The organism is Roseomonas sp. 18066, from assembly GCF_902706185.1.
In the GTDB taxonomy this organism is placed as follows: Bacteria; Pseudomonadota; Alphaproteobacteria; order Acetobacterales; family Acetobacteraceae; genus Pseudoroseomonas.
On sequence record NZ_CACSJM010000074.1, the window covers coordinates 16778 to 30284 of the forward strand.

The 13507-nt window shown below is 71.6% G+C and carries 11 protein-coding genes and 2 tRNA genes; 7 read left to right on the forward strand and 6 right to left on the reverse strand.

The window, feature by feature from the left end:
* Nucleotides 1-83: 83 nt before the first annotated feature.
* From tatB to GVN67_RS15965, 6 genes are all read left to right on the forward strand, one after another.
* Complete coding sequence (tatB, locus tag GVN67_RS29730) at nucleotides 84-833, forward strand: Sec-independent protein translocase protein TatB (RefSeq protein ID WP_200845285.1); 750 nt, start codon at nucleotides 84-86, stop codon at nucleotides 831-833.
* A 45-nt stretch (nucleotides 834-878) separates the two neighbouring features.
* Nucleotides 879-1631: a twin-arginine translocase subunit TatC gene (tatC, locus tag GVN67_RS15945; protein ID WP_200845286.1), complete on the forward strand. Its 753-nt coding sequence runs from the start codon at nucleotides 879-881 to the stop codon at nucleotides 1629-1631.
* A gap of 9 nt (nucleotides 1632-1640) precedes the next feature.
* Nucleotides 1641-2909: a serine--tRNA ligase gene (gene serS, locus GVN67_RS15950; RefSeq protein WP_159997694.1), complete on the forward strand. Its 1269-nt coding sequence runs from the start codon at nucleotides 1641-1643 to the stop codon at nucleotides 2907-2909.
* Between the two features lie 52 nt (nucleotides 2910-2961).
* Nucleotides 2962-3035, forward strand: a tRNA-Pro gene (locus GVN67_RS15955).
* Between the two features lie 55 nt (nucleotides 3036-3090).
* A complete protein-coding gene (locus GVN67_RS15960) occupies nucleotides 3091-3414 on the forward strand; it encodes an NADH dehydrogenase ubiquinone Fe-S protein 4 (protein WP_159997696.1) in 324 nt (107 codons plus the stop codon).
* A gap of 21 nt (nucleotides 3415-3435) precedes the next feature.
* A tRNA-Arg gene (locus GVN67_RS15965) sits at nucleotides 3436-3509 on the forward strand.
* Nucleotides 3510-3645: 136 nt separating this feature from the next.
* Here GVN67_RS15965 and GVN67_RS15970 read toward each other — a convergent pair.
* From GVN67_RS15970 to panC, 6 genes are all read right to left on the reverse strand, one after another.
* A complete protein-coding gene (locus tag GVN67_RS15970; protein WP_159997698.1) occupies nucleotides 3646-4419 on the reverse strand; it encodes a GDSL-type esterase/lipase family protein in 774 nt (257 codons plus the stop codon).
* On the reverse strand, nucleotides 4416-5108 hold the full coding sequence (locus tag GVN67_RS15975; protein ID WP_235035328.1) for an ABC transporter permease: 693 nt from the start codon (nucleotides 5106-5108) through the stop codon (nucleotides 4416-4418). Before GVN67_RS15975 ends, GVN67_RS15970 begins: the two co-directional genes overlap by 4 nt.
* A gap of 76 nt (nucleotides 5109-5184) precedes the next feature.
* Nucleotides 5185-7890, reverse strand: coding sequence for a tetratricopeptide repeat protein (locus GVN67_RS15980; RefSeq protein WP_159997700.1), 2706 nt, complete (start codon nucleotides 7888-7890; stop codon nucleotides 5185-5187).
* Between the two features lie 187 nt (nucleotides 7891-8077).
* Nucleotides 8078-8800, reverse strand: a complete 723-nt coding sequence (locus GVN67_RS15985; protein WP_159997702.1) for an endonuclease/exonuclease/phosphatase family protein — start codon at nucleotides 8798-8800, stop codon at nucleotides 8078-8080.
* Nucleotides 8797-11136: a VTT domain-containing protein gene (locus GVN67_RS15990; protein ID WP_235035329.1), complete on the reverse strand. Its 2340-nt coding sequence runs from the start codon at nucleotides 11134-11136 to the stop codon at nucleotides 8797-8799. Before GVN67_RS15990 ends, GVN67_RS15985 begins: the two co-directional genes overlap by 4 nt.
* Before the next feature lie 15 nt (nucleotides 11137-11151).
* Nucleotides 11152-12021 carry a pantoate--beta-alanine ligase gene (gene panC, locus GVN67_RS15995; protein WP_159997704.1) on the reverse strand — a complete coding sequence of 290 codons (870 nt, stop codon included), beginning with the start codon at nucleotides 12019-12021 and terminating at the stop codon, nucleotides 11152-11154.
* Between the two features lie 152 nt (nucleotides 12022-12173).
* On the opposite strand from panC, the gene trpS reads away from it, so the two are divergent.
* Nucleotides 12174-13175, forward strand: coding sequence for a tryptophan--tRNA ligase (trpS, locus tag GVN67_RS16000; RefSeq protein ID WP_159997706.1), 1002 nt, complete (start codon nucleotides 12174-12176; stop codon nucleotides 13173-13175).
* Nucleotides 13176-13507: the final 332 nt, after the last annotated feature.

Here is a 13507-nt window from a genome sequence, read left to right on the forward strand (position 1 = left end):
CGGTTTCGGCGGGGGGCCACGTTGGCGCTGCCGCCGGTTCCTGCTAACGGAAGCCGCCCCCATACGGGGGAGATGGGAAGCACATGTTCGATTTGGCCTGGTCCGAAATTGCCCTGATCGCCGTGGTCGCCGTCGTCGTGATCGGGCCCAAGGATCTGCCGGACGCGGTCCGCCAGGTGGCCAAGGGCGTGCAGAAGCTGCGGCGCATGGCCTCCGACTTCCAGAGCCAGGCCGACGAGCTGGTGCGCGAGGCCAAGCTGGAAGATGTCCGCGACCAGATCCGCGACATCCGCAACTTCGACGTCAAGGGCACCATCGAGCGCCATCTCGACGATGATGGCGGCATCCGCAAGACCTTCAGCGAGGACCCGCTGAAGGACGCCTGGAAGCCCGGCCCGGGCGGCATCGCCGAGCCGCCGGCGGGTTCCTCCTATGCCGCCGAGCCGCTGCCGGCGGCCCCCGCGGTCGCGCCTCCCCCGGTCGAGGCGCCCGCCTGGGTGCCGCCCGCGGTCGCCGCCGAGATCCGCCCGCCGCTGCCCGCCGCGCCGCCGCCCGCGCCTGAGCCCGAGCCCGCGGCGCCGCCGGCGATGATCCCGCCCGACCTGGCCGGGCCGGCGCCCGCCGCCCTGGCCGCGGCGCCCGCCGAGCCCGTGCCCGCGCCCCTCGACGCTGCGCCTGCCGCGCCCGTGCCCGTGCCCGAGACCAAGCCTGCCGAGCTGGCCACCGCCGAGGCCAGCCCGCCGACGACCGAAGACCCGAAGGCTGGCCCTGCCGCGCCGGCCCTTGCCGCCGCCGACAAGCCGGCCACCCCGCCCGCAACCCCGATCATCTGAGCAGCGCCCGTGGCCGACCAGGACGACACCATCGACGACAAGCCGATGCCGCTGATCGAGCATCTGCTGGAGCTGCGCACCCGATTGCTGTGGTCGCTCGGCGCCTTTCTCATCGCCTTCGCCCTTTGCTATTATTTCTCGGGGCAGATCTACGGCTTCCTCGCCCAGCCGCTGGCCGACATCCTGCACCAGCAGGGCGGCGGCGAGCGCCGGATGATCTTCACCGCGCTGTATGAAGCCTTCTTCACCTACCTGAAGGTGGCGCTGTTCGGCGCGGTCTTCCTCAGCTTCCCGATCTGGGCGACGCAGCTCTGGCTGTTCATCGCGCCAGGCCTGTACCGCTCCGAGAAGAAGGCGATCACCCCCTTCCTGGTGGCCTCGCCGGTGCTCTTCGTGCTCGGCGCGGCGCTGGCCTATTATTTCATCTTCCCGCTGGCCTGGAAGTTCTTCATCTCCTTCGAGACGCCGCCCGGCGGCAGCAGCCTGCCGGTGCAGCTGGAGGCCAAGGTCAGCGAATACCTGTCGCTGGTCATGCACATGATCCTGGCCTTCGGCATCGCCTTCCAGCTGCCGGTCGCGCTGACCCTGATGGCCAAGGTCGGCATCGTCACCCAGGCCGGGCTGAAGAAGGGGCGCCGCTATGCCGTCGTCGGCATGTTCGTCGTCGCCGCCGTCATCACGCCGCCCGACATCATCAGCCAGATCGGCCTCGCCGTGCCGCTGATCCTTCTCTACGAGCTCTCCATCCTGGCCGCCGGCTGGGTGGCGCCGAAACGCGACGACGAAGACAAGAGCTGAGTTCCCGCCATGCATGACATCCGCATCGTCCGCGCCGACCCGGCGGCCTTCGACGCGGCGCTCGCCCGCCGCGGCCTGGCGCCGGTGGCCGACGCCCTGCTGGCCCAGGACACCGCCCGCCGCGCCGCCCAGACCGCGGCGCAGGAGCTGCAGGCGCGGCGCAACCAGCTGTCGAAGGAGATCGGCCAGGCCAAGCGGACGGGGGCCGACAGCGCGGCCCTCGAGGCCGAGGCGGTCGCCGCCCGCGGCCGCATGGAGGCGCTGGAGGCCGAGGCGAAATCGACCGAGGAGGCCCAGAACAAGGTCCTCGAGGCGCTGCCCAACCTGCTGGACGCCGGCGTCCCCGATGGCCGCGACGAGAGCGACAACGTCGTCCTGCACCAGCACGGCGCCCCGGCCAATTTCGCCTTCACGCCGAAGCAGCATTTCGAGCTGGGCGAGGCGCTGGGGCTGATGGATTTCGGCGCCGCCGCCAAGCTGGCCGGTGCCCGCTTCACCGTCCTCCGCGGCGCGCTGTCGCGGCTGGAGCGCGCCCTCGGCCAGTGGATGATTTCTCTCCACGCCGACGAGCACGGCTACAGCGAGACCTCGGTCCCGCTGCTGGTCAACGACGCCACCATGTACGGCACCGGCCAGCTGCCGAAATTCGAGGAAGACCTGTTCCGCACCACGGATGGCCGCTGGCTGATCCCGACCGCGGAAGTGCCGCTGACCAACCTGGTCGCCGGCGAGATCCTGGCGGAGGCGGCCCTGCCGCTGCGCTTCACCGCGCTGTCGCATTGCTTCCGCTCGGAAGCCGGCAGCGCCGGGCGCGACACCCGCGGCATGCTGCGCCAGCACCAGTTCGCCAAGGTGGAGATGGTCGCCATCACCCGCCCCGAGGATTCGGAGGCCGAGCACGAGCGCATGACGAAATGCGCCGAGCGGGTGCTGACCGAGCTCGGCCTGACCTGGCGCCGGGTGCTGCTGTGTGCCGGCGACACCGGCTTCTCGGCGACCCGCACCTATGACCTGGAGGTCTGGCTGCCCGGCCAGGCGGCCTGGCGCGAGATCTCCTCCTGCTCCAACTGCCGCGACTTCCAGGCGCGCCGCATGGCCGCCCGCTATCGCCCGGCGGAAGCGAAGGGCACCGCCTTCCTGCACACGCTGAACGGCTCCGGCGTCGCCGTCGGCCGCGCGCTGATCGCGGTGCTGGAAACCCACCAGCAGGAAGACGGCAGCATTGCCGTCCCCCCCGTGCTGGCGCCCTGGATGGGCGGCCTGACGCGGATCGGCTAATTGGCCGAAGGCGCTTGCCGAAGCGCCGCGCTGCCCATAGTTTGCCGGGCATCGGGGCGTGGCGCAGCCTGGTAGCGCATCTGCTTTGGGAGCAGAGGGCCGGAGGTTCGAATCCTCTCGCCCCGATACCGGGATCCCCTTGGCGGCCCCACCCGCCAGAGCAAACCAGGCAGCGAGAAGCATGAGCCGCGACGTCGCCATCGCCCGCATCTACAGCCCGCCACGCTCGGCCATGCAGTCCGGCCGCGCCAAGTCCGGCGGCTGGCTGCTGACCTATGCGCCGTCCGAGGCGCGCCGCCAGGACCCGCTGACCGGCTGGTATGGCTCGGGCGACATGCGCGGCCAGCTGCGCCTCAGCTTCGCCTCGCGCGAGGCGGCCGAGGCCTATGCCCGCGCCAATGGCCTGGCCTTCGAGGTCGAGGCCGAGGCGCCGGGCCCCGCCATCAAGCCGAAATCCTATGCGGAGAATTTCCGCTACGGCCGCGCCGAGAACTGGACTCACTGAGCACAGTCTTCGGCGCCAGGGGCACCCTTAGCTCAACTGGATAGAGCAACCGGCTTCTACCCGGTTGGTTGGGGGTTCAAGTCCCTCAGGGTGCGTTTTTCTGTCGGGCTGCCGCCTCCACGTGGAGATGACGGGCGAAACGGCCCGAGCCAGCGCGACCTTCGACGGGGTCGCTGATATGAAAACGGCCCCGTCTTGCGGGGCCGTTGTCGTTTCTGCAGCGCGGCGCGCTTATGGCGCCAGAAGCTGCCGGATCTGCGGCTCGATGCCGGCGGAGAGCATCGCATAGCCCACCATGGTCAGGTGCAGGCTGTCGAAGGCGATGTCCTTGGTCAGCCGGCCATAGCCATCGACCAGCGCGCTGCCGGCATCGCTGTACAGCACCGTGCTGCCATCGGCGCAGCGGCTGATCAGCGCGTTCACCTGCTCGATGGTCCGCCGCATCGGCTCGGCCGCGGTGTCGCCGCGCGGCAGCAGGCCGATCACCAGGAACTTGGTGCGCGGCGACTTGCCACGGATCGTCCTTAGGACTTCGGCAATGCCGAGCGCGATATCTTCCGGGCGGCTCTGCGCCGAGACGTTGTTGGTGCCCAGCAGCACCACCGCCACCTTCGGCCGCAGCGAGGCCGGCCAATGGCCGTTCGCCATCCGGTACAGCGCGCCCTGGGTGAAGTCGCCCATGACGCCCAGATTGGCCGGGGCGCGGTGGCCATAGAATTGCTGGAAGATGGAGGGGAACCAGCCCTGCACCAGGGAATCGCCGATGAAAACCATCTCGACCCGCGACAGGTCGGCGCCGGCGATCTGCCGGTCCAGCTCCTGCACGCGGGCGCGCCAATGCGGCTCGGCGAGGTATTCCTGGCCCGCCTCGCGCGGCGGCGGGGTGCGGCTCGGCAGGCTGGGGCAGATCGCCTGGGCGAAGGCCAGGGCCGGGGACAGCGTCGCGGCCAGGGCCAACCCGGCCAGCGTCAGGCGCCTCACCATGCGGCTCATCGGGCGGCTCATCGGGCGGCGATCCGGTCGCGCACCAGGAAGCTGACCGGCGTGCCCTGCGGCGCCATCAGCCAGACGCTGTATTGCTGCCCGGCCTCCAGCCGGCCCAGATCCAGCAGCGGCGCCCGCTGCCCGCCGCAGGAGGCGATGACCTTCGCCGCCGCCGGGTTCAGGTTGCGCGCGGCGCCGCTCTCGGCCGCCACCTTGGAGAAGATCGCCTGGTTGCCCGGGTCGATCGCCAGCCCGCCATCGGCGCAGCCGGCAATGGCCGAATAGAAGCCCAGCCGCGCCCGCGTCTGGTTGAATTCCACCTTGTCGTTGATCACCACGGCCCCCAGCCTGTCGCCATCGCGCCGCAGCAGCACGGTGTTGTAGCCGCCGCCGGGGATCTGCACCGTCACCTCGGTGGTCAGCGTGCCGTCGCTGATCAGCAGCTTCACCGGGCGCTTGGCCACGTCCTCGGCCACCATATAGGCGGTGACCCGCTCGGCGGCGCCGTCGGGCACGGCGACCTGGCTGTCATAGTCGGGCTTCACCGTCACCTTGCCGGGCAGGGAATTGGCGAAGCGGACGAAGGCGAAGCCCTCCGGCAGCCGCTGCTCATACAGCATCGGCTGGGCCGCGGCAGGCGCCGCCACCCCCGCAGCCGAGCTCAGAACCGCGGCCATGCAGAGGCCCCGCCAGGCAGAAGAGATACGCATCAGACCAGCCTGTCCTGAGGAAGAGAGAGCGATAAAGGGCACCGCGCGCTCAGCGCCATGCTGATCACACGCGCGCTCAGCGCGCGATGCTCGACTGCTGCTGCAGCTGGCCGATGCGCAGCCGCTGCGCCACGGTCAGCGCCCGCTGGGCGCGGCGCGTGTCGCTCTGCGCCCGGGCCGAGCGCGCCTCCATCATGTAGAGCTGCACATTGCTCGGCGCCTGGCGCTGGCCGAAGCTGATCAGCTCGTCGGCGCGCTGCCATTGCCGCAGCGACAGCGCCGCCTCGCCGGCGGTCATGATCGCCTCCAGCCGGTTCGGCTCGCGCGCCAGCACGCCCTCGGCGATCTGCTGGCCCTCCTGCCGATAGCCGGATTGCAGCCGCAGCCGGGCCAGCGCCAGCAGCAGGGCAGGGCGGTCCTGGTCGGTCTGCAGCGCCTGCAGCAGCATGGTGTTGGCCTGGGCGTATTGCCCGGCCTCGCTGTACTCGTCGGCCGTGGCGGCGATCAGGGCGGCGCGCATGCCCATATACTGCTCGCGCTCCTCGGCGGTCATCTGGGCGTTCTCGAGGCCCGCCATCAGCGTCGCCGCATCCTCGCGCTGCTTCGCCTCCAGCAGCGCCCCGGCCAGCGCCAGCCGCGCCTCCAGGCTCAGCGTGCGGCCGCTATTGGCCGCGGTGCGGGCGGCGGCGATCGCCTCGCGCCCCATCTTCTGCCGGCCGAAGGCGCGCACCACGGCGGCGCCGGTCTGGCCGCTGGCATCCGGCCGCGCGGCGATGGCCAGCAGCGAGCGCGTCGCCGCGGGCGACGGCAGCTGCGCCTCCCACTGCACCACCTCGACGCGGATGGTCGCACCCTCCAGCATCTTGCGCAGATCGGCATTGCGCTGGCTGGCGGGGATGCGGCCGACGCGGTCGACCACGTCGCGGTCGCGCTCCTCCGACTGCGCCAGCAGCGCCGCGGCGAAGAGCGATTCGCGGTCGCTGCGGGCGGCGAGGTCGCGCTCCAGGCTGTCGGCCTCGGCGGTCTCGCCCTGCAGCCGCAGCAGCCGGATCAGGTCATGCGTCGCCCAGGCATCCTCGGGCGCCACCTGCACCGCCTGGCGCAGCAAGGCGATGGCGCGGACCGGGTTGCCCTCGCGCTCGGCGGCCTGGCGGAAGCCGGCGGAGCGCGCCTGGGCGAAGCCGCGCGGGGGGACGAAGCCGGTGGCCTGGGCCATGGCATCGGCCTCGGCCGAGCGGCCCTGGCGCTCCAGCGTCGTGTAGAGCCCGCCCTGCGCCTCGCGCGAGGTCGGGCGGCGGCGCAGCGCCTCGCGGAAACCTTCCTCGGCGGCCGGCCATTCGCCGCGCTGCAGGGCGACCTGCGCCAGGATGATGGTGGCCTCGGCGCGCTCGGCTTCCGAGCCGCGCTGCAGCGAGCGCTGCGCCTGCTGCTCCGCCTCGTCGTAGCGGCCGCGCTGGATCGCCTGCCGCGCCAGCATGTTCGGCGTCATGACGATGCGGCCGGTGCCGCCGCCGCCGCCGCGCGGCCCGCCGGCCACGGTGTCGAGGCCCAGCGCCCGGCGGAATTCCGACTCGCGGTCCGGGGCGAGGGCCACGCCGCGCGCCATCAGCGCGCGCCAGTCGGCGTCGCGCTTCTGCAGCCGGCGCAGGATCGACATGCCGAGGATCGAATCGACATCCTCGGGGTTCTTCTCCAGCGCCGCGGTGAAGCCGGCCTCGGCCTCGGCGAAGCGCTTGGCGTTCAGCGCCTCGAAGGCGCCCTGGCGGAACTCGTAGGTCGGGTCCTGGCCGAAGGTGCGCACCTCGTTGTAGCGCGCCTCGATCTCGGCATCGCCCGGATAGGCGGCGCGATAGACCTCGATCGCCGCCGTCGCCTCGCCGCCCGGGCCAAGCCACAGCAGCGCCTGCCGCCAGGCGGCGCGCGCCGCGGTCGCGGTCTGCGGCTGGCGCGACAGCGCCTGCAGCTCCTCGATGCCCTGGGCGCGGGTGGTCTCGCGGAAGGTCAGCACCTGGGCCAGGGCCAGCTTCATCCTGGTGTTGTCGGGCTGCCGGGCCAGCGCCGCCGCCAGCCCGCGCCGCGCCTCGCGGAAGTCGTCGGCCGAGAGGCCGGCCTGGGTCTGGTAGTATTCGACGGCGAAGGTGTCGGGCACCTCGTTGCTGCCGAAGGCGGTGCGATAGGCCTGCAGCGCCTCGGCGCCGCGGCCGGCCTGCACCAGCCGCCGTGCCTCGACGATGCCGGACTGGTCGACGCCGGTGACGCGCATGGCGCTCTGCGCGCGGGCGACGTCGGGGCTGTTCGGGGCCACCGCGTTCAGCCGCGCCAGATAGGCCTCGGCCTGGTCGGTCTCGCCGGCCGAGGCGGCGACCTGCACCGCCATGGCCAGCGCCCGGGTGTCGTTGGGCTGGATGCGCAGCAGCCGTTCCAGCGACTGCAGCGCCGCCTCCGGGCGGTTCTGCGCCTGCCAGTAGCTGGCCTGGTCGAGCAGCAGGGAGGTCGCGTTGTCCCGGCTGCCGGCCGGCGCCCCGGGGGCGCCGATCACCGGCGGCGCCGGGCCGCCATTCTGGCCATAGAGCGGCGTGGCCGGCATCGCCTGGCCGGGCACCAGCGTGTCGCCGCGCGGCGAGGCGGGCGGGGAATTGGTCGGCGGCGAGCCTTGCGCGAAAGCCGGGGACACCAGCGCGGTCTGGCCGAGCAGCAGCGCCGTCAGGCCGAGCGCACGCCACCTTGAGCCGCCCCGCGCTTCCGGACGCGACCATGCCTTCACGAGTGACTCAACCGGCATGCCAGCCTCCAGCGCAGGCCTCTCCAGCGGGAAGGGAGGCCGTAAAATTCTGGCACAACCTCTGCTGTGCGCAAATCAATTTTCCTGCCGTCAAAAACGGAGTCCCGCGTGATTTTTGCGACATGGCGTGTCGGCTGGTCGGCCGGAATCGCAATGATCCTGCCGCTTTCCTCGCCGCCGCCGCAAGTCACGCCGCCGCCAGGATCCCCGCCGCCGGCGCGACCACGGGGGCCAGCTGCAGCTCGGCCAGGACCGGCAGGTGGTCGGAGGCCTGCGCGCCCGCCTTGTCGCGCCAGCTGCGCCCGAGCAGCCCGGCCGGCCGGCAGAAGATCTCGTCCAGCCGCAGCAGGGGGAAATGCGCCGGGAAGGTGCGGTGCGCCGTGCGCGCCGGCAACAGCGGCGACAGCGCGCGCCAGACCGGGCCGCGCCAGGACCAGTCGTTGAAGTCGCCCATCACCACCAGCGGGCCGGGCTGGGCGCGCACCAGGGCGGCCAGCTGCCGCGCCTGGCGCCGCCGCTCCTGCCAGCGCAGGCCCAGATGCGTCGCCATCACGCCGAGCGCGCCCGAGGGCGTCTCGATGCGGGCGGTGATGGCGCTGCGCGGCTCGCAGCGATCGACCGACAGGTCGTGGATGGCGGCATCCTGCATTGGCCAGCGGCTGAGCAGCATATGGCCATAGGCGCCTTCCTCGGCGCCCTGCATGGTCTCGGCCACCATGTCGTGCCCGGCGAAGGCCTCTTTCAACGCCTCGAAAGGGGTGGGGCGGTGCTTCGGGCGGCTGTCGATCTCCTGCACCGCCAGGATGTCCGGGCGATGCCGGCGGATCAGGCCGAGCACGCGGTCCAGGTCGTAGCGGCCGTCGCGGCCGACGCCTGCATGGATGTTCCAGGTCATGGCGCGCAGGATCATGCGGCGCCCGCCCCGGCTGGCAGCCGCTCCTCCGCCTGCCCGGGGTCGCGGCCCTCGGCGCGGGCCTCCGCCTGGGCGTCCGCTTGGGCCTCCGCCTGGGCATTGCGGCGGCGGAACCAGGAGACCAGGCTCTGCAGCCCCCACGAGACGGCGCCCCAGGCCAGCAGCACGGCGGCGAAGCCCAGGATGTCGCGCAGCGAGGGGTCGGTCATGATGCGCAGCAGCCGGTCGCCCAGCGCCGTCATCAGCACCAGCCCCGGCGCCAGGCCCAGCGCGGTGCCGACCATATAGTCCAGCAGAGGGATGCGGATGGCGCCGGCCACCAGGTTGACCAGGGTGAAAGGCGCGATCGGCATCAGCCGCACCATGGTCACCGCCAGGATGCCGTTGCGGGCGATGCTGCGGCTGATCCGGTTGATGCGCGGACCCAGCAGCTTGCGCAGCAGCTTCGGCCCCAGGCGCCGCCCGACCATCCAGGTCAGCAGCGCGCTGACCAGGGCGCCGACCGCGGCATAGGCCAGGCCCGGCCAGATGCCGAAGGCCGCCGCCGTCGCCACGATCAGGACGTTGACCGGGAAGGCGATCAGCCCGAGCACCATGAACAGCCCCAGCGCCAGCAGCGGCCCCCAGGCGCCATTGGCGTTCTGCATCGAGGCGCTGAAGGTCTCCGGGTTCAGGAAGGCCGAGAGCGGGGTGTAGCGCCACATCGCCAGGATCAGCAGCAGCGGCGCCGCCACCAGGGTGACGCGCAGCCACAGCGGCATGCCATGCGCGGTGCCGTCCTCGGCGGTGAAATCGGCCAGCAGCATGGTGGTGCCGATGGCGCGCGCCGGGTCGGCCACCGCCTCGATCTGCGGCAGGCCCTCGCCCTCGGCGAGCTCGCCATCCTGGATCGGCATCAGCCGGCGGGCGCGGCCGGACAGCTTGTCGATGGCGGCGAAGATCGAGCCGCCGCGCATCGCCTGCGCCACTTCTTCCGGCGTCGCGTCCAGGTGCTCGGCCAGGAAGCGGTCGCGGATGCGGGCGATGCCGGCGCGAGTGCGGTCGTCCTGCGCCTCGATGGCCAGGTCGCATTCGCTGTCGGTGCCCATCGAGCGGTTGCAGAGATTGGCCGAGCCGATGCGGAGGCACCGGTCGTCGACGATCATCACCTTGGCATGCACCATGACATCGGCCAGCGGGCCCTTCTGCGGCCCGCGCTTCGCGCCCACCTCGGGGTAGAGCAGGCGGACCCGGTCGGCGACGCCCGCCGCCCGCAGCACCGCCATGAAGCGGATGCGCCCGGCCAGCATGGTGCGGTGCTCGAGCCAGGTGTGGTGGGTGCGGGGGCCCAGCACCACCACCTCGAGCTTCGGATTCTCCGCCAGCCGCTCGGCCAGCTTCTGGGCCAGGCCCAGATGGGTGAGGAACTGGTTCTCCACATAGAGCGACGATTCGGCGGCGCCGATCATCGCCTCGTAGAGCCGCTCGACCTCGCGCAGCTCGGGCAGGCCCTCGAAGCTGCCGCGGGTGCGGGCGATGCCGACCGGGGTGTCGGTGAAATCGGCGGCCAGCGACCGGGGCCAGAGCGAGGCCGCATGCGCCGGCGGGTCGCCGCGCGGCGGCAGGTCCTCGCAGGCGGCCTCGGCCCAGCGCTCGCGGAACAGGTCGGCCAGGGCCGCCGCGGCGGGACCATCGACCATCATCTGCACGTCGTGGAAGGGCGGGTAGGTCTCGTCGCGCGGATCGGTGCGGTGCGGATTGACCGCCTTGTGCGGAGAGCTGTCCCAGCGGCGGATGGTCAGGTCCAGCCCGCCGGCGGTGGCCAGGGCGTCGTCGATCACCACCACCTTCTGGTGGTGCGAGGCGCCGAAGGCCACCTGGTCGTCGAGGCACAGCTCGATCTGCCGCGGCGTGCCCCAATGCAGCGACAGCGCCGGCAGCAGCTCCCGCTCCAGCGCATAGAGCACCGAATAATCCCAGAGCAGCAGCTTGATCCGCAGCTGCGGCCGCCGCTCGACCAGCGCCGCCAGGAAGGGGCCGAGCAGCGCCGGCAGCCCGTCCCGCGCCTCGCCCGAGGGGCCGACCAGCGGGGTGCGGCTGTCGATGTCCCAGCCGGCGATCAGGATCGAGCTCCTGGCGGCCTTCATCGCCTCGCGCAGCGCGCCGTAGTAATTGGCGGCGTCGACCAGCACGGCGGCGCGGCCGGCCTCGGCCAGGCGCCAGACGGTGTCGCCCGGGCGCAGCAGCGCCTCGGGCAACGGTGCGGGGGCCTCGGCCGTTGGGCCGGGGGCGGTTTCGGTCGAGGGGGCCATCACCCGCTGCAACGCAGCAGAGGGCGAAAGGTCTTCGATCACAACCTCGGCAAATTCCTATCCGCGGCGGGGCGGCACCAGGACAGGAATATTGTCCAGCAGGCGGATCTCGCCCAGCCGCGCCGCCACCAGCAGCCGCGCGGCGCCGATGGCGCCCTCTGGCCAGGGCCGCAGCGAGGCCGGCTCGACCAGGGCCAGGTAGTCGGGGGCGAAGCCGGCGGCCGTCATCCCGGCGCGGCCCTCGGCCAGGGTGGCCTCGACGGCGCCCCCCTCGGCCAGGCCCGCGCCGCAGCGGTCCAGCAGGGCCGGCAGCAGCGCCGCCTGGGCCCGCTCGGCCGCCGACAGCCGCCGGTTGCGCGACGACATGGCCAGCCCGTCAGCCTCCCGCACCGTGGCCAGGCCCTGGATCGAGACCGGCAGCAGCAGGTCGGCCACCATGCGGCGGACCACCTGCAGCTGCTGCCAGTCCTTCTCGCCGAAGACCGCCACATCGGCCTGGGTCATCATGAACAGCTTGCAGCAGACGGTCGCGACACCGCGGAAATGGCCGGGGCGGGCGGCGCCCTCCCAGAACTCGGCCGGGCTGCCGGGGGCGGCGCCCGGGTCGATCACCGTGCTGTCGCCGGGCGGATAGATCACCGCGGGCGTCGGCAGGAAGGCCAGGTCGCAGCCGGCGGCCGCCAGCTTGGCCAGGTCGCCGGCCTCGTCGCGCGGATAGCGGGCCAGATCCTCGGAGGGGGCGAATTGCAGAGGATTGACGAAGATCGAGGCGATGACCACGTCGGCCTGCCGCCGCGCCTCGGCCACCAGCGCCAGGTGGCCGTCATGCAGCGCGCCCATGGTGGGAACCAGCCCGATGCGCTGGCCGGCACCCCGCCAGGCGCCGGTCGCCGCCCGCAGCCCCGCCAATTCCCGCTCGATCCGCATGCACGGCCTCCCAGCCTTCGTCTTGGCCGTCCCTCCTGCCGAAGCCGGCCCGCCGTGGCAAGGCTTCCTGGCAAGGCTTGACGGCGGCAGCCCAGCGCGGGATCACCCCCACGCTTGATTACCTCGGCCGCCAGGCGCGAAAGGTTCGTTCGATGCAGCGTGTGTTCTCCGGGATCCAGCCCTCCGGCATCCCCACCCTCGGCAATTACCTCGGCGCCATCCGCAACTGGGTGCCGATGATGGCCGACCACGAATGCATCTATTGCGTGGTGGACCTGCATGCCATCACCCAGCCCTTCGACCCGAAGACGCTGGCGACGCAAACCCGCGAGATGGCCGCCGCCCTGATCGCCTGCGGCGTCACCCCGGACAAATGCACGCTGTTCGTGCAGAGCCACGTCCATGCCCATGCCCGCCTCGCCTGGCTCTTCAACTGCGTGGCGCGCATCGGCTGGCTGAACCGGATGACCCAGTTCAAGGACAAGGCCGGCAAGGACCGCGAGAATGCGGGCTCGGGCCTCTACGTCTATCCGAACCTGATGGCCGCCGACATCCACGCCTACCACGCCACCCGCGTGCCGGTTGGGGAGGACCAGAAGCAGCATCTGGAGCTGGCCAACGACATCGGCGAGAAGTTCAACCACGACTACGGCGTGGATTTCTTCCCCCACATCGAGCCGATGATCCAGGGCGTCGCCGCCCGCGTCATGTCGCTGCGCGACGGCACCCGGAAAATGTCGAAGTCCGACGCCTCCGACCAGTCGCGCATCAACCTGACCGACGACGCTGACACGGTCGCCCTGAAGATTCGCCGCGCCAAGACCGATGCCGAGCCGCTGCCCGGCGAGCTGTCCGGCCTCGATAACCGGCCGGAAGCCCGCAACCTGGTGGGCATCCTGGCCGCCATCACCGACACCGCGCCGGCGGAGGTGCTGCGCCAGCACGAAGGCCAGGGCTTCGGCGCCTTCAAGAACACCCTGGCCGACGCCCTGGTGGCCCACCTGTCGCCGATCCAGGCCGAAATGCAGCGCCTGCTGGCCGATCCGGGGGCGGTCGACGCCTCCCTTCGCCAGGGCGCCGACCAGGCGCGGGCAATCTGCGAGCCGATCGTCGACAAGGCGGAAGAACTGGTTGGGTTTCTGAAGCGCAGCTGAAGGGCTTGGCAGGTCGGGGGAATGAATTCCCCCGAACCCCCATCTTTTTTCTATTCACCGGCCGTTAAGTGACCTGTGCCTCTACACGGGCGATACCAGGGCATTGCGGCGGGACGAATTATAATAACGGCGAAAGCTCGCAGGTCGCGCTGCGGCCGGGCCGGGCCACGTACTGTCGCCACGTGGACATGGTAATCTGAGAGAAAAAAGAAGCGACTGTCTTGGGTGTCAAGCGGTCTGCTCCTTCGCGGAGGTTGTGGTTCTCCAGGGTGTTGAGCTTTGGAGGATGGCATTGAGGATGGTGAGCAGCTTGCGGGCGATGGCGATCAGGG

Excerpts from the sequence above, each read along its gene's own strand:
- serS (WP_159997694.1), top strand. The coding sequence starts at position 1,641 with ATGCATGACATCCGCATCGTCCGCGCCGACCCGGCGGCCTTCGACGCG.
- panC (WP_159997704.1), bottom strand. The coding sequence starts at position 12,021 with ATGCGGATCGAGCGGGAATTGGCGGGGCTGCGGGCGGCGACCGGCGCC.
- tatC (WP_200845286.1), top strand. The coding sequence starts at position 879 with ATGCCGCTGATCGAGCATCTGCTGGAGCTGCGCACCCGATTGCTGTGG.
- GVN67_RS15985 (WP_159997702.1), bottom strand. The coding sequence starts at position 8,800 with ATGATCCTGCGCGCCATGACCTGGAACATCCATGCAGGCGTCGGCCGC.
- GVN67_RS15960 (WP_159997696.1), top strand. The coding sequence starts at position 3,091 with ATGAGCCGCGACGTCGCCATCGCCCGCATCTACAGCCCGCCACGCTCG.
- GVN67_RS15970 (WP_159997698.1), bottom strand. The coding sequence starts at position 4,419 with ATGAGCCGCCCGATGAGCCGCATGGTGAGGCGCCTGACGCTGGCCGGG.
- trpS (WP_159997706.1), top strand. The coding sequence starts at position 12,174 with ATGCAGCGTGTGTTCTCCGGGATCCAGCCCTCCGGCATCCCCACCCTC.
- tatB (WP_200845285.1), top strand. The coding sequence starts at position 84 with ATGTTCGATTTGGCCTGGTCCGAAATTGCCCTGATCGCCGTGGTCGCC.
- GVN67_RS15980 (WP_159997700.1), bottom strand. The coding sequence starts at position 7,890 with ATGCCGGTTGAGTCACTCGTGAAGGCATGGTCGCGTCCGGAAGCGCGG.
- GVN67_RS15975 (WP_235035328.1), bottom strand. The coding sequence starts at position 5,108 with ATGCGTATCTCTTCTGCCTGGCGGGGCCTCTGCATGGCCGCGGTTCTG.